We start from the raw sequence: 21390 nt of genomic DNA, 5'->3' as shown, positions 1-21390 counted from the left end.
TATATGAAATACAAAGGTCTGCATTTTTCTGCTTTTAAAAGCCTATTGGAGGCTACCCTTTGGCATCACGTTCCTTTTTGAGTTTATCCAGCCTTATTTTGTAGAGGTACTGAGGCGTTTCTGCGTAAAGTTTTTTGAACAAACGGGTTGCTAAATCACAAGCTGCTGTATCAACAGGTAGGAGTCGGAAACGAATGTAAGCAGCCTCGGCCTGCTGCTCGATACTTAGTGGATGCTCCTGTAATTGATTGAGTAAAACCAAAGCTTCGTTGGTGCGACCATTTAGGTGCAATGCGCGAATTTCCAGGGCACGAGCAGCAAAAAGCAAGTCTGGATTACCTAACTCTTGGGCCAAAGCCAGCGCTTCTTCTTCTACCTTCAATAACTCCACCACTTTTTTCATCTTGATCAAAACGAGTCCTTTCTCAATGAGGCTGGAACAGAGCACGATTTTGTGATTGATCTTTCTGGTTACCTCTATCGCTCGATCATAAAAGTGCAGACTACGCTCGTATTCTCCCGTAAAGAAGAAGATATCTCCCAGGGTGTTCACGGCCTTAGCGATGCCTTTTTGGTACCCAAGTTCTTCACAAAGCATCAGGTTTTTCTGCATGTACTCCACTGCGGGGTAAAAATCACCGATCAGCTTGAGTAAATCACCAATCAGCCCGAGCGCAATGGCAATGCCTTGTTTGTCACCAAGTTCTTCCGTCAGTTCGAGGTCACGCCGAAAGAGGGTCATCGCTCGTTCGTAATCTCCTTGCTGTTGAATCACCAAGCCCAAAGACCCCATCGCAATGGAAACCAGCTGTTTATTCCCAAGTTCTTCAGCCAGTTTCAGTCCTTCTTCGTAGCTTTTTCCTGCTTCTGTGTAATCGGCTTTTTCGTATTGAACGATGCCCAGATTGACGAGTAAGACCGCCAAGCCCTGTTTGTCGTTGCGATCACGATGGAGGGGGAGTTGCTTTTTTACCACCGCGATGCCTTCTTCAAGTTGCCCCTGGTTCATGTGTGTCAGGGCCAGGTTGGCGACCACTTGTGCACTGCCCGTGGAGGCCCCTGAAGCGTAGCCCGATGCCAAGCTGCGTTCAAAACATTCTTGTGCTTCGGGGTATTCGCCTAAACGCAGGTGAAGGTTCCCTAGATGACCATTGACTTTAGCAAAACCAATTTTATCATCAATCGACTCAAACATCCCCGCCGCCATGTGGAGGAAAGAGGCCGCTTTATCGTATTCGCCCCTCAATAAGAGAAGATGCCCCAGGTGGTTATTGGCTTCGCCAATCATGACCACATCGCGGGAACTTTTAGCCAACTCCAGCGAGCGCCGGAAAGCTTCTTCACTCTCCTGCCAATTCCCGATGAGTTGCAGTAATTTCCCACGCTTGAGGTGGGTTTGTATTTCATCGGCACTATCCGCTTTCGCGCCTAAATAGCTCAGCAGTTTCTCGTAATATTCCAGGGCCAGCTGGTTCTGGTAGTTATTGCGAGCATGATCTGCTGCTTTGCGTAGGTACTCACAGGTTTTGTTGAATACGCCCGCCTGCTCGTAATGAAAGGCCAGATCTACATAACGACTCTCCAACTGCCAGGGATAAATTCTTTCTATCGCTTCCGCAATCAGCCGGTGCAACTGCTTGAGGCGGGTACGCAATTGCATGCTATAAACCGCTTCGCGCAATAGGCTATGTCGAAAAATATACCTCAACTCATTCATGGCCATCCAGACCTGAACTTGTTCTGCTGATTTTATCTCTTCTCTAAGCAAGGCTGCACTGTCTAAATACCGATCGGCAAACAAACCCTGGGCACGCATCACTTCCGACAAGACGGGGATATCAAACTCTCGTCCGATTACTGCCGCAGCCTTCACTGTTTCCCTCACCTGCTCCGATAAGCGATCGATACGGGCGGTCAGGATAGCATTGATGGAATTCGACAGCTTAACATTTTCGTCTTTGATGGTCCACTTTTTCTTTTCCTGCGTCAACAAACCGCTTTCCGTAAAATACTCCAGAATTTGCTCCAGATAAAAGGGGTTGTTGTTAGTTGTACGAATAAGCATGGCATGAAAAGCCTCGGAGATTGGCCCGTCCAATACGGCTTCGGCAAATTTTCGCACACTTTCTTCCGAAAGGTTTTTTAGTTCTACTTCCAGGTAGGGTAAATCCAAACGTGTAACTGTCGCTGGCGTCAGGGGATAGGGCTTAGAACCTTCATCATTATAACGGGAGGTAATCAACAACAGCAAAGGATAGTGAGGCATTTGCCGGGTAAGCTCCTGGAGCAACTCAGCAGTGCTATCATCCAACCAATGACTGTCTTCCAATTCTACGACCAGGGGCTTCAACTGACTTTCGGCAATCAACAAGTTGATGATCGACCAGATGGTGTTTTGATACCTTCCCTTCGCATCCAACTGCTCCCATAGAGAATTTTCGGAAGAAAGACCTAGCAAGGCTATCAGGATGGGCCGCGTACGTTCCAACTCCCGGAGCGTCATCTCTACCGCCTCTGTATTCAGCTCCATCAACTGCTCTCGCAGCAAGCGGAACCGGTTGTTAAAATTGAGCCGGTTGGTAAAGTCGTTTTCCTCGGGAGACTGCTCAAAATAATTTTGCAAAAAATACAAAAACGGGTTGAAGGGCTTATGCAGAATTTGATCTGCCTGACAGACGAACCACTGGATGCGATTGTCTTCTAAGAGGAGGTTGCGTAGCTCAAAGGTAAACCTGCTTTTACCTATCCCTGCTTCCCCAAAAATGTATGCTACTCCGGCGTTTTTGTGTGCAAATAGCGGTTCCGCAAAACTGATCACCTCTTTGAGTTCGGTTTCCCGAGCGATCAGCATCCCCGTGTAGGTGGGTTTTGCATTGAAATTCCGCCCTAGCAATTTATAGGTAGGCACATTGCCTTTGATGCCCTTGTACTTGATGTTGCCCGTATGCAGAAAGCGGAAATTACTGGCTTTTTGAATTTCTTCATCAACAAAAAACTCGCCCCATTCCGCATTGGTCATCAGGCGGGCGGCCAGATTGACGCGGTTGCCAACACAGGCATATTGGCAACGCTCGTAACCTCCTACAATACCAGTGTAAGCATTTCCTACCGTCATGCCTGCCCGAATCGTCCAGCTGTATTTATCCTGTACAGGACGGAGCATTTCCCTCAAGCTGAGTAAAAACTCCAAGGCCCGGTCTACATTGTTTTCAAAAGCTACGGGCGCACCAAAAAAGATCGTAATGACCCCTCCTTTATCGCCGAAATCTATTTCCTTGAAGTAGCCCGAAAACGTTGCTGTTTGCCGTAAGATGATTTCTGAAAACTCATTGAGCTCCTGGTGACCACTAACCCCGTCAAAAGACAGAAAAATCGAGACGACTGGCCGAAACTCTCCCTCCTGTTTATAATCTACCACCGCCTCAGGCAAAAACACCAGGGCCGTCTCACGATCCAGCTCATCGCACTCCAGCGGGGGAGGAAAGCCCGTAATACTGATGGTACTCGTTACTCGATAGGCATCCTCTCCTACGGGCTCCAACTCAAGCGCATGATCGGGCAAGCGGTGGAGCAGTGATCCATCGATCACAATATCTTGGTTCTCCGCTAGTGTCTGGCAGTAGGCACAACTATCAATAGGATGCCCCCGAAAGTAAAAACTCTTGGGGTGAGAGCCGACAATTCCCCATTCTACATCCCCAAAACTAAGTCCAAACTTAAGACCAATAGTGAAATTTCCGAATCGGTTTTTGCGGCGCTCAAATAAAGCGCGGGCCATTGCAGCCGTTTGTACCAGTGCTTCGGCACTTTGCCGTTCGTCGTCTGCGGGAAAGATAGCGGTGAAAGCATCGCCGGCGAAGTAAGGAATAAACCCTCCCCGCGCATAGACCATGCGTATGAGCGGGTCAAAGATTTCATTAAGAACAATAGAGAGTCGTTCCGCTCCAGCGTTGCCCTCTCTCATCAGCCCCTCGGTGAGTGGGGTAAAACCTTTTAGATCAATAAATAGCGTAAACGCACGCAAGCTACCTTGTTGCTCGTTCGCCAGCAGGCGTTCTTGAATAAAGTATGGAATAAGATGCTTCACCGTAGCTATTAAGGTATCTCTTCGTCTCGACTGTGTTTGATCACCTTGGGCAATCATTGGGCAAATTACAAAGTTTTGGGAAATCGCCACTGCTTAGCAACTGGCGAAATCCTGTTTCTCAGGCTCTTTAGTAAACTGATTTTATGGTTCTCCAAGTATTCCCCGTTGTAGAAAGTCATGTTTTTGCACCAGTCTACCAGCCATTGGCATCTTTAATCATCGAATACTCAGCACCTTTGCCAACATTTTTTTTAATTCGCAACAATATGGACGACTTTCAACGAAAGTCCAGTTATGGCCTTATCCAGCCGAAAGAATAGACTTGTTCTGCTGGGTCAGTTTACCTTACGGTGATCGCCTTCGGCTCGGAGTTGGTGGGAAAATTGATGCATTATCGACCACGCGAAGCCTTTTTTTAGGAGCCTAGCCGTAGCTAAGCGACTTAAAAAAGGCACAGTGTGGGAAGATAAGGCGCGATTTGCCCCCGAAATGATCCCAGCAGAACAAGTCTAATTATCACCCACTACATGTATGATCCAAAACCAAGATTCTCATGAAATCACCCCTTTCGCTGCTTTTTTTATTGCTCCCTTTCCTGGGGCAAGCAAGCAACGTTATTGACCCTAACAAAAAAGAAATCCGGGCTACTGCCGTCAACCTTGCCCCTGTCATCGACGGTGTACTGGACGACGAAGCCTGGCTCAACGCCCTCCCCGCTAGAGATTTTATCCAAAACCGCCCCGTCCCCGGCCAGTCGGCCAATGCGAAAACCGAAGTGCGTATCCTCTACGATGATACCGGCATCTACATTGGCGCAATGATGTATGATGATGACCCCTCGCGTATTCAAAAAGAATTATCAGAAAGAGACAACCTGGCCAATACCGATTGGTTTGGCGTCATCATTGATGCTTACCGAGATGGTATCAATGGTTTCGGCTTCATTGTCTCTGCCTCCAATGTACAGTTCGATACAAAATACTCCACTTTTGGGGAAGATGCTGGCTGGGATGCCGTCTGGCAGAGCAAGGTCAACATCAATCATCAAGGCTGGGTAGCGGAAATGATGATCCCTTATTCCGCCCTGCGCTTTCCTGAAACAGAAGAACAAATATGGCACTTGAACCTGGTACGTTCCGTTGCCCTTACGCAGGAAAAAAGCTTCTGGAGTGAGGTCAACCCTCAGGTCAATGGCTTTCTCAATCAGGCGGGCTACCTTACCGGGTTGAAAAACATTTCTTCTCCGGTGCGTTTGCAGGCTACGCCTTTCATTGCCGTTTATGGCCAACAGCACCACGACGCCTCTGCGGAAACAGTAAACACTTACGGCCGTAGCCTGAGTGGCGGTATGGACATCAAATGGGGCCTATCCGATGCTTTCACACTTGACATGACCCTTATTCCCGATTTTGGCGAAGCACAGTCAGACAACCAAGTCCTCAACCTATCTCCTTTTGAGGTGCGCTTTGATGAAAATCGCCCTTTTTTCACGGAAGGCACCGAGCTGTTTAGCAAAGGCGGTTTGTTTTATTCCCGGCGCATTGGTGGCAGGCCAATCAATTATTACACCATCACGGATGAATACGCCGAAGAAGACATTATCAGCAACCCCGCTCAAACCCAACTGTACAATGCCTCCAAAATATCGGGGCGTACCACCAAAGGCTTGGGTATCGGTTTTTTCAATGCAACCTCGGGGCGTACTTACGCCAGGGTGAGGGATACCGAGTTAGGAGAAATGAATGTTCTTACCGATCCGCTGACCAATTACAATGTCCTTGTGCTTGATCAAAACCTTCCCCACAATTCCTATGCTACCCTCATCAATACCACCGTCTTACGAGAAGGGGATGCTTACGATGCCAATGTTATCGGCACGGATTTTTTATTGCGCAACAAGGCCAACACTTACTCCGTTGGTGGCCGTGCCGCAGTGAGTCAAAAATACTATCCTGGCCAAACCGACCTGGGGCATACCACCTCCTTGCGTTTGCGCAAAACGAGTGGCAAGGTGCAGGCGGGACTCAATTATTCCGAAGAAAGCGACACCTACGATCCCAACGACCTGGGCTTTCTTTTCAACAACAATGAACGCAATTTCAGCGGCTTCATCGAATACAACCAGTTTGAAGCCTTCGGTCGCTTCAACCGGGGCGGGATCGGGCTTTTTGCCAATTACAACCGACTCTACCAGCCAAGTGTCTACACGGGTTGGGGTTTTAATATCTGGACCTATGCCGAGAGTAAATCCTTCTGGAATTACAACGTTTGGTTCAATTTATCTCCTTCCAGAGAATATGATTATTTCGAAGCTCGGGAAGACGGCCGCGTCTGGAATCTTCCCGCTTCGGGCAGTGCTGGCTTCTGGATGGGCTCGGATCGTCGCAAGCGATTGAGGGTCTCCGTTAATGGTGATTACTGGGCAGCCACAGAAAACAATTGGAACAACTTATCAGGATCGCTGGATCTTCGTTTCAGAGCAAGCGATCGCTTAAATTTCAATCTTGGTGTAGAACAAAATCTGAGTAAAAACGATGCTGGCTACGTCAACGAACAAGAGGTAGCGCTTATCGACCCTAGCTCCGGGCAAACGACCCTTCGGAAAGATATTTTCTTCGGACGCCGCAATCGTAAAACGGTTGAAACTTCTTTTCGGGCCAACTACACCTTTAGTGCCAACATGACCCTTGGCTTGCGAATGCGCCATTACTGGTCGACGGTCGACTATTTGCGTTTTCATCAACTCAATGATGAAGGACAACTGATCGACACGGAGTACCAGGGCGAGCACAATAATGATTTTGATGCTTTCAATATCGACTTGGTCTACCGCTGGCGTTTTGCCCCTGGTTCTGATATTTTCGTAATTTGGAAAAACAGCCTTTTTAGCGAAAGCCAGGAAATTGCTCCTGATTATTTTCGCAATCTGGACGGCCTTTTCCAGTCGCCACAAGACAACAGCGTCTCCATCAAAGTGATCTACTTTTTAGATTACGCGTCATTGACAAGACGTTAAAGCTCAGTGCAAGCAGCGTACCAATGGTATTTTTCGTTTATCTTTGGTGAGGACCTCGCAGTATCTGCTTGAACAGCATACTGCCCAAGCACTTGGTTTTATGGAATTCGCCTTGTCCATCAACTATAATGAGCGCGATTTGATTCGCGCTTGCGTCCGCAAAGAGCGGTGGGCTCAGCAGGTACTGTATGAAGAATTTTACAGTCCGCTGATGGCCATCTGTTTGCGTTATTCGCACCATGAGGACGAGGCGATGGATTTACTGCACGAGAGTTTTATCAAAATTTTCCGCAGTATTCATAAATATCAGCCAGGTACTTCGCTAGGGGCCTGGATGCGACGAATCACCGTGAATACGGCCATTGATTACTACCGACGCAAAGTACGTCGGCGAACAGAAGATATTGATCAGGCTTTTGATTTGAGTACGGAAGAGGCTGACGCCATTAGCCAGTGCAGTGAGCAAGAAATTCTTGCTGCGGTGCAGAAGCTAACGCCAGCATATCGAACGGTATTTAACCTTTACGTCATTGAAGGTTATTCGCACAAAGAGATCGCCGACCAATTGCAAATTACGGAAAGTACCTCGCGGTCAAATTTGGTAAAAGCCAGATCTAAACTGCAAGACCTACTGAAAGGACAACATGAACGTGGAAAAGGGAAATAACAATTTGGACCGGATCATCCGGCATAAGCTCGACCAGGTGCATCCTGCGTTCAAGCCCGGAAGCTGGGATCAACTAGCTTCTCGCCTCGACGATGTTGAGGCTGCTGATGCATTCGACGAAGACATAAGCGAACGCCTCCAGCGGATGTATGTCCCTTATCAGCAAAATTCGTGGGCTGTCCTCGCCGCTCGTCTGGAATTGGAGCGCCGCCGTGTACAAACCATTACCCATTACAAAGTCATGGAGCTATCGCTCCTACTTTTACTGTTCATTACTGCTTGGCAACATCTTCCTACAGCTCCGGCTACACCACCACTACCACCACCACCTGGAATTCCATTCGCGAGCACCTCTCCTTCTGTCTGGCCTGAAGGTGGAGACAACGATGCTATATTTGCAGCAAATGGGGCCGATGACCAACAGCAACTCGCTGGTACATCTGCAAACAATGACCTTGCTGCCGAAAAAACAGACCAAGATTTAGTAAAATACTTTGAGGAAGTTAATCAACTCAAAGAAGCTGCCCAGCGTTCTGCCATCGCCAGTGCGGATTTATTACCAACTACTGACCTGGAAAAGATTCCTTATGGCACCAATGCTCAACAGCAACTCAAGCAATTTTTTGCTGAAAAAACAGAAACCATCAGTACACCAAGTGATGCTTTCCAAAAAACAGGAGCACTCGCAGCACTTAAGGACAACGAACCGGTATTACTAGATTATGGTGACCCCGATGAGTTGTTGGAGTACATTCGTCCATTAGAACGAAAAACTTTTATCCGCATTGGTTTTACCGGATCTCCTGATTACAACCGGGTGATTACTCCCCTGCAAGCACTAGAAGATGGCACTATCGTTTCTTATGATCGCTACTCTTTAGGCTACAGCGGAGGCATTACCCTCGGCGTTGAGCACGGTAAATGGGAAATAGAAACGGGCGCCGTATACGCTGCTCGCCGCTACCAAGCCATCCCGACCGTTTACGTGACCGGAACCATCAGAGAAGGCTACACCGGACTTGGATTGCGTGATTTTGAACTCAATACAGTCAATATCCCGCTTAATTTCCGCTACAATTTCCTCGTTCACGACAAGTGGCGATTGTATGCCCAAGGAGGAGCCAGCGTCAACCTGATTCTTGCTGCTAATTACTTTCTCACCGACCAAGCAGAATTTGCAGGTATAGCCCGCAACCCCAACGCCAATAATGGGACCTCTGCTCTGGATAAGCCCGAGCCCCTGCAAAATAAATCCCTTACGGAAGGCTGGCTCGAAGGAGGTTCCTTCTGGGAAAACGCTACCCTCTATGCCGATTTTGGCCTTGGCCTGGAACGCTACATGGCCCCCAATTGGAGTATGTTTGTACAACCAACCTACCACCACTCGCTGCCCCTTTTCAACGATGGCCTCGGTCCTTATCGTGATAAAATTCATAACTTTGGTATCGGGATGGGTGTGAAGGTGCGGTTGTAGCTACCTTAATTTTTGTCATAGCTACACTTGCCGTAATGCCTTATGCCTAAAGTACAATGTGTTTGTAACGAGATTATATCAACAGGAGAAATTCCTTGCCCTAATGAATATCTCTTTATAGCTGACCAAGCTTACGATAATTATAGTGGCAAAATAGATAGCGAACAGCTGTACCAAAACATGAAATCATTTATTCTTTGCCCTAGGTGCAAAAGATTACACCTCTTTTGGCAAGGCTTCGATAAAGCTCCTATCGTATATACCCCAGCATAAAAAAAGCCGAACCCTTTTCGAGTCCGGCTTTTTTATGCTTATTAGAGCCCTTTACATAAACAACTGGCTCATATCCGTCCGCTGGCGCACCAGCTCTGGCACTTTATCCATAGGTACTCTTTCCTGCACCAAGGTGTCGCGATCTCTTACCGTAACGGTGTTGTCTTCGAGACTTTCAAAATCGACGGTAATACAGAAGGGTGTACCAATCGCATCCTGCCGACGGTAAAGCTTACCGATAGATCCCGTATCATCGTACTGGCAATTGCAGACCATCTTTAGCTTATCAAATAGCTCTTTCGCTTTGCCTACGATCTGGTCTTCCGTCCGCTTGAGCGGTAGAATAGCGGCCTTGATGGGCGCTAACGCAGGGTGTAGCTTAAGTACCGTACGGGTGTTGGTAGGATCATCTTGTCCAGGCACTTGCTCCTCCATCAGCGCATTGCTCATGGTGGCCAGAAACATCCGGTCACAACCGATAGACGTTTCCAAAACGTAAGGAACGTAGCTTTCGTTGGTATTAGGATCGAAGTACGTCAGTTTCTTGCCCGACAATTCCTGGTGGCTGCTTAGGTCAAAATCGGTGCGTGAGTGGATCCCCTCCAGTTCTTTGAAACCAAAAGGAAACTCAAACTGGATATCTACCGCAGCATCTGCGTAGTGTGCCAGGTTATCGTGGTCGTGGAAACGGTATTTCGAAGCCGGCATACCCAAAGCCAAGTGCCACTTGAGACGCGTTTCTTTCCAGTACTCGTACCACTCTTTTTGGCTACCAGGCGGGATGAAGAATTGCATCTCCATCTGCTCAAACTCCCGCATGCGGAAGATAAACTGTCGGGCTACAATCTCATTACGAAAAGCTTTACCAATCTGAGCGATACCGAAAGGCAACTTCTGGCGAGTAGATTTCTGTACATTCAAGAAGTTCACAAAAATACCTTGTGCCGTTTCAGGGCGGAGGTACAACTTACCTTCCTCACCTGCGATATTTCCCAACTGGGTAGAGAACATCAGGTTGAACTGGCGCACTTCCGTCCAATTGCGACTACCCGTATCCGGATCTGCAATTTCGAGGTCTTCGATCAAGGTTTTCAGACCTTCCATATCACCAGCAGTCATGGCGGTAGCCAGACGCTTGGCAATTTCATCAATTTTCGCTTGGTATTCTACGATCCGACCATTGGTAGAACGAAACATGGCCTCATCGAAATCATCAAAGCGCTTGCGTGCTTTTTCTATTTCTTTGTTGATCTTGGCTTCGATCTTGTCCATGTACTCTTCTACCAAGACATCGGCACGGTAGCGTTTTTTGCTATCCTTGTTATCGATCAGGGGATCGTTGAAGGCATCCACGTGGCCTGAAGCTTTCCAGGTTTTAGGGTGCATGAAGATAGCAGCATCAAGACCTACAATGTTATCGTGTAGCTGAACCATCGATTTCCACCAGTACTCTTTGATGTTGTTTTTGAGCAACGAACCGTAGGGGCCGTAATCATATGCGGCACTGAGGCCATCATAGATTTCACTCGACTGGTAAATAAATCCGTATTCTTTGCAGTGCGCTACCAGCGCTTTGAATTGGTCGTTTTGTTGTGCCATTGCTATGTTCTTGATTGCTGCAGGCCGTACCCACAGCAAAGGACTTGCTTGATAGAAGGCGCAAAGATAAGTGTTTAGTTCCTTTACTGGTAATAATGACATTCATTCCAAAGTTGATTTTTCATTTTGACCAGCAAGCTGTATCTTTTCCAAGGGTAGCCAGGCGGACACTTCTACCAAAAAATCCACTCCTTGCACTACCACTACTAGTGATGCTTGTGTAACTTGTATGCCGTTACCTTAAAACCACCTTCCATGTCCGGTAAATCCACCGAAAAAAATATTTTGCAATACCTGGGTATTGGTCTTTTCGTATTTGCACTTGCTGTCTTTATTGGTTCGTTGACATTCAGCCATTACGAGCTCAATTTAGCAGCTGTTAAAGACAGTCTGAGCAATGATTACCACTATGGTTTTGTAGAGCAGAGCGCTCAGCAAATGACCGGCAAGTCCTACAATAGTAGTTTCGCTTTTCTGGATGCCTTTGAGAAAGTCCTGGCAGATGCGCAAAATGCCATCAAAACGGATGTAGAAGAGGTAAAAAGGCTCACCAAAAGTGACGGTGCGTATTGGAGTTCTCTCCTACAAGACTGGCAGTTAAAGGGCTTGATTTTTCCGGTCACCAAAGCTTCCAGTACGGGATTATTGCCGGGAAACACCTGGCTCTTTTTTTTCCTCAGTATCGTCTTGGGAATCATCGGTGCATTGCTCTACATCCTGCCCAAACGGCGTGAACACGCGGGCATAAAAAACAACCATATCTACCATAGCAGCTTGCACAGTCGTGGTTGGCTGGGTATTGCCGCGGGGACATTCCTGATTGGTTTTTACATCCTGCTCTACTTTTACCCCGAGCATATGGTCAACTGGATCATAATGGTGGACCCCATCAGTATGGCCCTGAATGGTGGACCGGCCAGCAACTGGTTTTTGTACGGACTGCTGTATACCATTGCCATCCTGGTTATGGGGGTACGGATGATGATGAAATATCGTCACAACAAATACCAACTGATCAGAACAGGTTCGGTGATGTTTTTCCAAACAACTTTTGCGTTTTTGCTGCCAGAACTCATGACGGCCTTGAACCAGCCAAGCATGGATTTGAAAAACATGTGGCCACTCAACTACTCCTTCTTTTTCGATTACCACCTCAATGAGCTGACCAGTTCGGGAGGATTTGGCCTGTTTTTGTTGTTTTGGGGTATTATCCTATTCGTAGTAGGCGTACCAGTCATCACTTATTTTTACGGAAAACGCTGGTATTGTTCCTGGGTATGTGGTTGTGGTGGATTAGCTGAAACGCTTGGCGATCCTTACCGCCAACTCAGCGACAAGTCGACCCAGGCGTGGCAGATTGAGCGGTGGACCATTCACGCGGTGCTGGTTTTTGCGGTGGTGATGACGATCATTGTCGTCTACAGTTATCTACCCTTGGCTACCGAGGCTGAAGGCTGGCTGAATAAAACCAACTTTGTCTATTTTGTTTCTGCGCTATTGATTGCGCTTCCAGCTTATGTTTTTGCACGCAACCAGAAAGTAGATATTTTCCCGAAAGGGGCGATGATCATGATGTGGGTAGCCGCAATTGGGGTTATTGTATTACTGAACTACAACCACTTTATACTCGAAAATTACAAAGCAACGATCAAGATCAATCGGTGGGTGATGATCGCCTTGGCCGGGGTCGTCATTGGTAGCTTAGTACTACTGCACCGCAAGGAAAACCCTGCACAACCGCCACGAAAAGTTATCACCATTGCCCTGGTATTTTTTGGTGCTATTGCGGGCTGGCAGCTTTTGGCATTCAGTAACTCGGGCAGTGAGATTGCCTCCTTTAGCCACTATGATGTACGCACAGTGTATGGTTTTGCCATCAGTTCTATTTTTGCTGGCGTAGTGGGTACCGGGTTTTACCCCTTGATGGGCAATCGGGTATGGTGCCGTTTTGGTTGTCCACTCGCAGCCTATCTAGGCTTGGTTCAGCGGATCAAATCTCGTTTCCGGATCACGACCAACGGCGGGCAGTGTATCTCCTGTGGCAATTGTTCGACCTATTGCGAAATGGGGATTGATGTGCGTGCTTACGCGCAACGCGGACAGGATATCGTGCGCTCTTCCTGTGTAGGTTGTGGCGTTTGTTCGGCGGTATGCCCGCGCGGTGTACTGCGCCTGGAAAATGCGGCGGCTGATATTGATGAACGTGCTAGCGATTTGCGGGCGATTCATATTACGGAGACGGAGGTGACGTTATTGGGGTAAGGTAGTTTTACCACATAGTCACATAATTTTATTGTAAGCTTTTCATGAGGCTGATAACTCTCTGTGTCTATGTGTTGAAAAAATTGGTCATGATTTCTTTTTTCCACATAGTCACATAGATAGCGGTCCACCAATAATCGAATACTTTGTGATCAAGTCAACAACTCCCATACCCAGGCCGTTACCCCAAACATGCGGAGGATAGCCCAAATTACAACGACCACTAAAATACGATAAGCCCATTTTCCGGCACGTGGGTCGGTGGCAGCAAAACGAGCGGTGAGGTACCCACCAGCGGTTTGTCCAAGCGCCATGAGTCCGCCTATTTTCCAGTCGATCAGGCCTTGCCAGGCGAAGATGAGCACTGCTACCAAAGTATAGATACCTACTACGGCTACTTTCACGGCATTGCTATCGACCAGGTTGTAGCGAGCTACCAGTACCATGGCAGCCAGAAAAAAGACACCCATTCCCATTTGGATAAAACCACCGTAAAAACCCAGCGCTAAAAATACCGGGATGCTGATCCACAAAGGAAGCTCCCGGGCATCGGTTTCTTCCCGCAACCACCGGGCTGGTTTTACTAAAATCACGAACAACATTAGCACCAACAAGAAGCGAAAGACCTCCTTAAAAGCCTCATTGCTGACGATTAGTGCTACGTAAATACCTATGAGTGCCCCGACGGTAGTGAGGGCAATATAAAGGCCACTTTTGCTGATATTGAGACGATCCTTACGGTAAAAAGCCCAGCTCCCGGCCGCACTTTGGGTAAAAATACCTACCCTGTTGGTACCATTGGCAACGTTGCCCGGTAGCCCCAGCATTTCGGTAAGAATAGTGAGTGTAATCGCAGAACCATTGCCCGCCAAAGTATTGATAGCACCGGCAACGAAGGCGCCTATTACGGCAATAATATAGATCATATAAGGGTACTTGGTACAAAGTACTCAGTACAAGGTACCAAGTACCGAAAAATTATTCCACACTCCACTCTGCACCGTCTTTGCCGTCTTTCACAACGATTCCGGCAGCTTTTAGTGCGTCCCTGATTTTGTCAGAAGTACCCCAGTCTTTGTTGGTTCGTGCGTCTTGGCGAATATCCAGAATCAACTGCATGGCGCTTTCCAGAGCGTCACCGTTTCCGGCATCAGCTGATGCTTCGTCGACCAAGCCCAGGATGTCAAAAATGAAGGTGCGAAAAGTTTCTTTAAGGCGGTCCAGCGTCGCAGCACTTACCTCTGCTAAGGAAAGTTGTCCTCCTTTGAAACTGTTGATTTTGCTCACCAATTCAAAAAGTCGAGCCAGTGCTTTAGGGGTGTTGAAATCGTCGTTCATCTCGGCAAAAGCACCGTCGATGAGTTGGTTGATTTCTTGATCCAATGCATCGCTATCCTTACCGCTTGCTCCACTCAGTTTGTTGAGCACGCCATAACCTTCCAGCAAGCGTTTGTAGCCTTTTTCGGCGGCCTGCAGTGCTTCGTCAGTCAGGTCGAGGGTCGAACTGTAGTGACTCTGCAACATAAAGAAGCGGATCGCCATCGGGCTGTAGCCTTTGGAAATATGCGGGCTGTCGCCGGTAAACAACTGATCTGGCGTGATCGTATTGCCGTCGCTCTTGCTCATTTTGCGGCCGTTCATCAGCAGCATATTCGTATGCAACCAAACGCGTGCCCCCGTGCAATCACAAGCCCCTACATTTTGCGCCACTTCGTTTTCGTGGTGCGGAAATTTGAGGTCACTGCCTCCACCGTGAATATCAAACTGTTCGCCCAGGTATTTCCTACTCATGGCAGAACACTCGAGGTGCCAACCGGGAAAACCAACACTCCAGGGGCTGTTCCAGCGCATGAGGTGCTCCGGCGACGCTTTCATCCAAATGGCAAAATCTGCGGGGTGACGTTTTTCGTCCTGATTTTTCAAATCATCACGAGATTCTACCAGCAACTCATCAATTTTACGACCCGATAGTTCGCCGTAGATGCCTTTTTCCTCTGCAAATTTCAGGGTATCGAAATAAACAGAGCCATTGCTTTCGTAAGCGAAACCATTATCCAAAATAGCCTGCACCATTTCGATCTGCTCGGGGATGTGTCCGGTGGCGCGAGGTTCGATACTGGGAGAAAGGGTGTTAAAAATCCGCATCATGTCGTGAAAACCAATGGTATACTTCTGAGCAACCTCCATGGGTTCCAATTGCTCTAGCTTGGCCCTTTTCGACATCTTATCTTCGCCGTCGTCGCTATCACCCGTCAGGTGGCCCACATCCGTAACGTTACGCACATAGCGCACGCGGTACCCCAGGTGTAATAGATAACGGTAAATCACATCGAAGCTGACAAAGGTGCGGCAGTTGCCCAAGTGGACATCACTGTAGACCGTTGGTCCACAAACGTACATACCCACGTATCCCTCCTGAAGAGGGGTGAAGACTTCTTTCTGCCGTTTCAGGCTGTTATGAACAATTAAATCCTGACTCATGTATCCAGCTTTTTTAGAAGGAGATTTTATTACTAACCCTATTTCCTGGTCATTCTATCCCCGTCTCTCGATATTTTTTGCAAAAATAACAACAGAATTGGCTCAATCCGCTTTTTTGATAAAGGATTAGCCCCCTTGGAGGCTAATTTCTGCACGAATCGCCTGGTGGTCAGAAAAACCGCAAGGGATCCGGTCAAAATCATGGATAATAAAACGATCATCTGGTAAAAGATAATCAATCCGCAGGCCGGGAAGTAGCCCTTGGTAAGTCGTGCCCAAACCCCAAGCCTGGCTCAGATGTGCGTCCTGAAATTTGGCGCTAAAACGTTGGTAGAGATAAGAAGTAGGGACGTCATTGAAATCGCCAGCCAATAAGATGGGGAGATTGGTTTTCTCACACGCAGAAAGTATTTCAAGGGACTGCTGGGTGCGCACTTTATTGGAACGACCATAGCGGCCAAACATCGTCTTCACTTTCTGCCAGGTTTTCTTTTCTTGAAAACGCCCATCATGGGTCACTTCGTTGGCGAGATTAGAAATACCGTTGGTCTGAAGATGAGCATTGACCAATTTGAATGTTCCTTCCGGGAGTTCTACATCGACCATCAGGTAGCCATTCACCCGATTGGAAAAGTAATGCACTTCTCCATTTTTGAGCGGAAAGCGGCTAAAAACCACCAACTGGGCTTCGGTCTTGCGATAGAGATAAGGAAAATCTGTCTGCCCCTTAATCGTTTTCGCCAAGGCATCTCCTTGTGCTCTAATTTTGAATTCCTGAAGGAGAAGGACATCAACATCAAGTCCTTTGATAAAATCAACAATATCTTTATCCGGCTGTTGCCGAAACCCATGCCCATTCAAAGAAGCAACACTGATTTTAGTGGTATGGGGTGCTGTATTCCCATCAGGGATTGCAAAAGCATTGCTCATCATCTCCCATCCGAGCAACAAGGTGATGACGGAGAGCCATACCGCATTATCTCTCTTCCACATCCAATAAAAGGCAAAAAGCAGTATGAGCCCCCACAAGCTGGGAGCCAGCAACCCCATGGTAGCCATTGGCCAGAAGGTAGCTGGATTGACGAAAGGTGGCAAATAAGATGCCAGGGTGACAACAACTAAAATGAGGTGGGATAAGCGAATCAAGAGCTACTTCTTACTGGCGTTGAATAAGTATTTTTTCTCTTCTTCCGTTAATTTCTCGTAGCCACTTTCTTTGATTTTCTCTAAGATAGCATCTACTTTTTCTTCGTGAGAAAGTCCTGGTTCTGCTCCTTCTGCTTTTTTATCCGAGTTTCTCCGGGTGAAGCGACTGGAGCGGTTGGCTGTCTCTTTTTTATTATTGGGATTGCGATAGGCGACCCTGGGACCGCCCCGTTCTTTCTTTTTACCTCGGTCTTGACCCAAGCCACGGAAAAATTCTCGCACCTTGTGAATAAAGTTGTTCACGGGTGCTGAAAGGTCATCACCTTGCTGCAAGCGACGGATAAATATCCAACCAAAAAGCGCACCTCCCAAGTGAGCAAAATGCCCCCCGGTATTGTCCAGACCACCGATGCCAATGACATCAATCAACAATAGTGCAGCGGCGATATACTTTAGTTTCACATCTCCGAACAAAATCAAGCGCATCTCTTTTTCCGGCGCAAGCACGGCCGCGGCTATCACTATACCCATTACCGCACCACTGGCACCGTAGGCAATACTGGGCGTAGGGCTAAGCAGATTTGCGTAAATAAAGTAAGCCAGATTTCCCGCCAGTCCGGCCAGCAAGTACAAGGGAAGCAAGCGATGGTCGCCAATCAAATCCCCAATGACGCGCCCAAACCAGTAGAGCATGAGCATGTTAAAAAGGATATGAAAAAATCCTTCGTGGAGGAACATGCTGGTAATAATCGACCAAGGATGGATAAGGACATCCAGCCAGTTGGAAGACATGGAAAAAAACGAAAGTATTTCCCGGTAGAGTGGAGAGGTCGTATAACCATTGCTGATTTGCAGCACGACCCAAATCAAATTAATAACGACAAACACACCAGCATTGATGATAACCAGGCGGGTTACCATATTGCCGTAACTGAATTCTCGCTTTATATCTTCCCAGATGGACCTAAACATGTCGGATGTGGTCTACTCGTTATACGAACGTTGAAAATATTGAAAAGGCTCGTCTTTGCCTGTCTACTATCATAACGAAATAACAATCAGTAAGTTTTAACGAAAAACTTTGTGATCATTATTTCCCAAAGCTTCCGCTACCAGCGGCTGCCAAACTTTCGCCAGTACAAAATTAAGAAGAATCCTGTAACTGCCCCCCCTAAGTGGGCAAAGTGAGCAATATTATCCCAAGAAAACTGGTTGAGCCCCAAATACAATTCAATCAGCATTAGTACCGGGATGAAGTATTTGGCTTTAATGGGAATTGGTAAAAAAATCAGCATCAGCTCCCGCTCTGGAAATAGCATACCGAAAGCTAACAACAAACCATAGATCGCTCCCGAAGCCCCCACCATTGGGATATTTAGCTTACCGTTATATATTTCATTGATCACATTGTTGGCCTCTCCGATCATTTGTGGCGTCATACCACGGCTCATTTGATTGAGGGCATCCTGGTTGAGATAATCAGGATTTACCCGGCTAGCTTCCAAAAAATTAGCAAAATTAGTGTAGTTGGGAGCTTCCTTAAAGATGGCCATCGCTTCTTCTATACTCGATATATCCCACCAGGTGAATCCCATGTGCAAGACCGCCGCGCCAATGGCACAGGCAAAGTAGAAAAAGAGAAATCTTTGTGGCCCCCAAAGGGCCTCTAAAGAGGAACCAAAGAGCACCAAGGCGAACATGTTGAAAAACAAATGCAGCATGCCACCGTGCATAAAAAAGTGCGTAGCGATCTGCAAGGGCTTAAACAATGGCGAGGCAGGATAGTGCAAAGCCATTAGATTCAACATCTGCTCATTGCCAAAAATAAGCCCTGCCAGAAAAAACAGGACATTAATAATGAGTAGATTTTTGGCTACATCGGTTATACGCATAGTCGATTGTTTCTAAACTTACTAAGTAAGGGCGTGAGCATAGGTAGTGAACCTTGATTAACTAATAAGCCTACAAAGGCCGATTTTGTTTTGTAAAATAGTTTCCGGCCCTGGTTAAGTAGCGTTTTATTCGGCGAACTTCTGCTCCAACTCGTCTAAAGAAAAGGTAAGGTAACAAGAACGTCCCGTAGGACTGCGCATGGGATTGGTACAAGCAAAAAGTTGGTTGATGATCAGCTGCATCTCTGCCACATCCAGGCGTTTGCCCCGCTTGATCGCCGCACTACGAGCCATGGCGCGGGCGATGGTTTCTTTGGTGCCGAGTTTCAGATCAAGTTGCTCACGGTACTGGCTGATCAATTGGTCGATGATGGCCACTTCGTTTTGCTTACCCGCGATTTCGGTAGGCAGGCCATTGATCACAAAGGCATTCTTCCCAAATTCTTCGATATCAAAGCCCAAGAGCCTGAGTTCGGGAAGCATTTCGCTCAGCAGGACAGCATCCGTAGGGCTGAGCTCGATGGTTTGCGCAAAAAGCTGCCCCTGGCTTACAGCTTGTTGCTGCTCTAGTGCTTGCAGGTATTGTTCGTACAGAATTCGCTCGTGAGCAGCCTGTTGGTCGATCAGCACAAAGCCTGATTTGATGGAATTGACAATGTAGCGCTGATGAAGCTGATAGGGGTTCTTGTCTTCTCGGTACCCTTGTTCGGAAGCAGGCCCAAGGGGCAGGTCTTGCGACATCTTGCTTTCGATGGTAATCATGCCCTCTCCACTCCCTTCCGTTTCTGGAAAAGAAGGAGCAGCCTCTTCCTCATTGCCCAGGTTTTCGTAAAGCTTTTGCCAATTTTCCAGGTTGTTACGTTCACGACGAAAACTATTATCAGAAGCTCCGGAGGAACCACCACCACTCTTTACGCCTCTATCAGGCTTGGCCGTAGCACTGGACTCAATGGTGGGATAATGCTCCACTCTCGGCGGAGCACTCATGCGGGCAGGAGAAAAACTACCTCCTTGCTCAAAGTCGAGCGTAGGCGTGACGCTGTACTGGCCCAGCGCGTGGCGCACCGCTACCTTGAGATAATTGTAAACCAGTTTTTCGTCATCAAACTTGATCTCCTGCTTGGTAGGATGCACGTTGACATCAATACGTGCGGGATCCATATTGAGAAACAATACGTAAAAAGGATGAACCCCCTGAGGCAATAATTCCTCGTAAGCCGACATCACAGCATGGTGCAAATAGCCACTTTTGATGTAGCGCCGGTTAACAAAGAAAAATTGATCGCCACGTGATTTTTTCGCAAACTCTGGCTTGCCCACAAAGCCCGACAGCTGGAGGATATCCGTATCTTCAGCAACGGGCACCAGGCGTTGGTTGTAGCTGTTGCCGAAAATGCCCACGATTCGCTGCCGTAGGTTGCCTACTGGCAGATGATAGGTTTCGGAATCGTTGTGATGCAGGCTGAAAAATATATCTGGATGCGCCAAAGCCACCCGCTGAAATTCATCGAGGATATGCCGCATCTCCACGGAATTCGACTTAAGGAAATTGCGGCGGGCAGGCACATTGAAAAACAAGTTCTTGACCGAGATGGAAGTTCCCGAAGCCGTCTGGCAAGGCTCCTGCGATTTGAGCGTAGAGCCTTCCATGATGATTCGTACCCCTAGTTCATCCGAATACCGGCGGGTTTTTAGCTCCACCTGGGCAATGGCAGCAATAGTGGCCATGGCCTCGCCCCGGAAGCCCATGGTACGAATGTGCGTAAGGTCATCAGCTACGCGCAATTTACTGGTCGCGTGTCTTTCAAAGCACATTCGCGCGTCGGTTTCCGACATCCCACAGCCATTGTCGATGACCTGAATCAGATTTTTACCGCTTTCCCTGATGATCAACTGGATATGATCAGCACCCGCATCAATGGAGTTTTCCATTAATTCCTTAACGACCGAAGCAGGGCGTTGAATAACCTCTCCAGCCGCAATCTGGCTGGCAATAGCATCGGGTAGAAGCTGGATAATATCTGACATCGAATCTAAAAAGGCTTTATTTAGTAATTTGACGGAAATAACTTATTCCATTCCTGCCTGCGTACCGCAGGCAGGAATGGAATAAGTTATTTTGGATCCGTCACTTAATAAACTTACTCAATTCAGGCAAATATACATCTAAAAGAAGGTAGCCCAAGACAATCAACATAATTACTACGCCGGCCAAGACAAGATTTGAGCGGAGCACCTGTCGCTTGCGGTACTGCTGATCGGCCAAATAGCTGCTACGCATACCGCTGGAGATACGCGCTTTGGCACCTTCTACATCATCTTTTTGTAGTTCCTTCAAACCTTTGATCCGTTCTTCCAGTTCCTCCTTTTGAGGATCGTAGTACATCGGTTTGTAATCAAATTTTTGGTGCTGTGGCACCTTAAACATGCGTCTTTTGCCGAACATAATGCTTTGTGTTTTATCGCTCAAGAGCTCCAATATAAAAAAACCAC

General features: G+C 47.5%; 13 protein-coding genes. 4 read left to right on the top strand and 9 right to left on the bottom strand.

Translation table 11 applies throughout. The features are described 5' to 3' along the window. Window positions 1-52: 52 nt before the first annotated feature. Window positions 53-4144 (bottom strand): tetratricopeptide repeat protein, encoded by a 4092-nt coding sequence (locus tag AB0L18_RS08495; RefSeq protein ID WP_367392160.1) that lies wholly within the window; start codon window positions 4142-4144, stop codon window positions 53-55. 496 nt (window positions 4145-4640) lie between these two features. Here AB0L18_RS08495 and AB0L18_RS08490 point away from each other — a divergent pair, with 496 nt between their 5' ends. From AB0L18_RS08490 to AB0L18_RS08480, 3 genes are all read left to right on the top strand, one after another. After that, window positions 4641-7103, top strand: coding sequence for a DUF5916 domain-containing protein (locus tag AB0L18_RS08490; RefSeq protein ID WP_367392159.1), 2463 nt, complete (start codon window positions 4641-4643; stop codon window positions 7101-7103). Between the two features lie 100 nt (window positions 7104-7203). Next, on the top strand, window positions 7204-7770 hold the full coding sequence (locus AB0L18_RS08485) for an RNA polymerase sigma factor (protein WP_367392158.1): 567 nt from the start codon (window positions 7204-7206) through the stop codon (window positions 7768-7770). Next, entirely contained in the window at window positions 7748-9244 is a 1497-nt protein-coding gene (locus AB0L18_RS08480; RefSeq protein WP_367392157.1) for a hypothetical protein, read from the top strand. Before AB0L18_RS08485 ends, AB0L18_RS08480 begins: the two co-directional genes overlap by 23 nt. A gap of 324 nt (window positions 9245-9568) precedes the next feature. On the opposite strand, the gene AB0L18_RS08475 is transcribed toward AB0L18_RS08480, so the two are convergent. Beyond that, window positions 9569-11116 (bottom strand): glycine--tRNA ligase, encoded by a 1548-nt coding sequence (locus tag AB0L18_RS08475; protein WP_367393140.1) that lies wholly within the window; start codon window positions 11114-11116, stop codon window positions 9569-9571. 255 nt (window positions 11117-11371) lie between these two features. On the opposite strand from AB0L18_RS08475, the gene AB0L18_RS08470 reads away from it, so the two are divergent. Continuing rightward, a complete protein-coding gene (locus AB0L18_RS08470; RefSeq protein WP_367392156.1) occupies window positions 11372-13378 on the top strand; it encodes a 4Fe-4S binding protein in 2007 nt (668 codons plus the stop codon). A gap of 152 nt (window positions 13379-13530) precedes the next feature. On the opposite strand, the gene AB0L18_RS08465 is transcribed toward AB0L18_RS08470, so the two are convergent. The 7 genes from AB0L18_RS08465 to AB0L18_RS08435 all read right to left on the bottom strand — a co-directional run bounded on the left by AB0L18_RS08465 (window position 13531) and on the right by AB0L18_RS08435 (window position 21343). Next, on the bottom strand, window positions 13531-14304 hold the full coding sequence (locus AB0L18_RS08465; RefSeq protein ID WP_367392155.1) for a sulfite exporter TauE/SafE family protein: 774 nt from the start codon (window positions 14302-14304) through the stop codon (window positions 13531-13533). 52 nt (window positions 14305-14356) lie between these two features. Then, window positions 14357-15859, bottom strand: coding sequence for a cysteine--tRNA ligase (gene cysS, locus AB0L18_RS08460; protein WP_367392154.1), 1503 nt, complete (start codon window positions 15857-15859; stop codon window positions 14357-14359). Window positions 15860-15985: 126 nt separating this feature from the next. Beyond that, window positions 15986-17005, bottom strand: a complete 1020-nt coding sequence (locus AB0L18_RS08455) for an endonuclease/exonuclease/phosphatase family protein (RefSeq protein WP_367392153.1) — start codon at window positions 17003-17005, stop codon at window positions 15986-15988. Between the two features lie 3 nt (window positions 17006-17008). After that, window positions 17009-17977 (bottom strand): rhomboid family intramembrane serine protease, encoded by a 969-nt coding sequence (locus AB0L18_RS08450; RefSeq protein ID WP_367392152.1) that lies wholly within the window; start codon window positions 17975-17977, stop codon window positions 17009-17011. 137 nt (window positions 17978-18114) lie between these two features. Next, entirely contained in the window at window positions 18115-18897 is a 783-nt protein-coding gene (locus AB0L18_RS08445) for a rhomboid family intramembrane serine protease (RefSeq protein ID WP_367392151.1), read from the bottom strand. A 126-nt stretch (window positions 18898-19023) separates the two neighbouring features. After that, entirely contained in the window at window positions 19024-20925 is a 1902-nt protein-coding gene (gene mutL, locus AB0L18_RS08440) for a DNA mismatch repair endonuclease MutL (RefSeq protein WP_367392150.1), read from the bottom strand. Between the two features lie 100 nt (window positions 20926-21025). Next, a complete protein-coding gene (locus AB0L18_RS08435; protein ID WP_367392149.1) occupies window positions 21026-21343 on the bottom strand; it encodes a hypothetical protein in 318 nt (105 codons plus the stop codon). Window positions 21344-21390 lie beyond the last annotated feature (47 nt).

It is taken from the genome of Lewinella sp. LCG006 (assembly GCF_040784935.1).
Classification (GTDB): domain Bacteria; phylum Bacteroidota; class Bacteroidia; order Chitinophagales; family Saprospiraceae; genus Lewinella.
The sequence above is the reverse complement of the archived record's forward strand: the minus strand, read 5'-3'. Positions and strand labels throughout refer to the sequence as shown.

Bases quoted from the DNA above. Each gene is read 5' to 3' on its own strand.
- AB0L18_RS08495 (WP_367392160.1), bottom strand. From the start codon at position 4,144: ATGATTGCCCAAGGTGATCAAACACAGTCGAGACGAAGAGATACCTTA.
- AB0L18_RS08490 (WP_367392159.1), top strand. From the start codon at position 4,641: ATGAAATCACCCCTTTCGCTGCTTTTTTTATTGCTCCCTTTCCTGGGG.
- AB0L18_RS08485 (WP_367392158.1), top strand. From the start codon at position 7,204: ATGGAATTCGCCTTGTCCATCAACTATAATGAGCGCGATTTGATTCGC.
- AB0L18_RS08480 (WP_367392157.1), top strand. From the start codon at position 7,748: ATGAACGTGGAAAAGGGAAATAACAATTTGGACCGGATCATCCGGCAT.
- AB0L18_RS08475 (WP_367393140.1), bottom strand. From the start codon at position 11,116: ATGGCACAACAAAACGACCAATTCAAAGCGCTGGTAGCGCACTGCAAA.
- AB0L18_RS08470 (WP_367392156.1), top strand. From the start codon at position 11,372: ATGTCCGGTAAATCCACCGAAAAAAATATTTTGCAATACCTGGGTATT.
- AB0L18_RS08465 (WP_367392155.1), bottom strand. From the start codon at position 14,304: ATGATCTATATTATTGCCGTAATAGGCGCCTTCGTTGCCGGTGCTATC.
- cysS (WP_367392154.1), bottom strand. From the start codon at position 15,859: ATGAGTCAGGATTTAATTGTTCATAACAGCCTGAAACGGCAGAAAGAA.
- AB0L18_RS08450 (WP_367392152.1), bottom strand. From the start codon at position 17,977: ATGTTTAGGTCCATCTGGGAAGATATAAAGCGAGAATTCAGTTACGGC.
- AB0L18_RS08445 (WP_367392151.1), bottom strand. From the start codon at position 18,897: ATGCGTATAACCGATGTAGCCAAAAATCTACTCATTATTAATGTCCTG.
- mutL (WP_367392150.1), bottom strand. From the start codon at position 20,925: ATGTCAGATATTATCCAGCTTCTACCCGATGCTATTGCCAGCCAGATT.
- AB0L18_RS08435 (WP_367392149.1), bottom strand. From the start codon at position 21,343: ATGTTCGGCAAAAGACGCATGTTTAAGGTGCCACAGCACCAAAAATTT.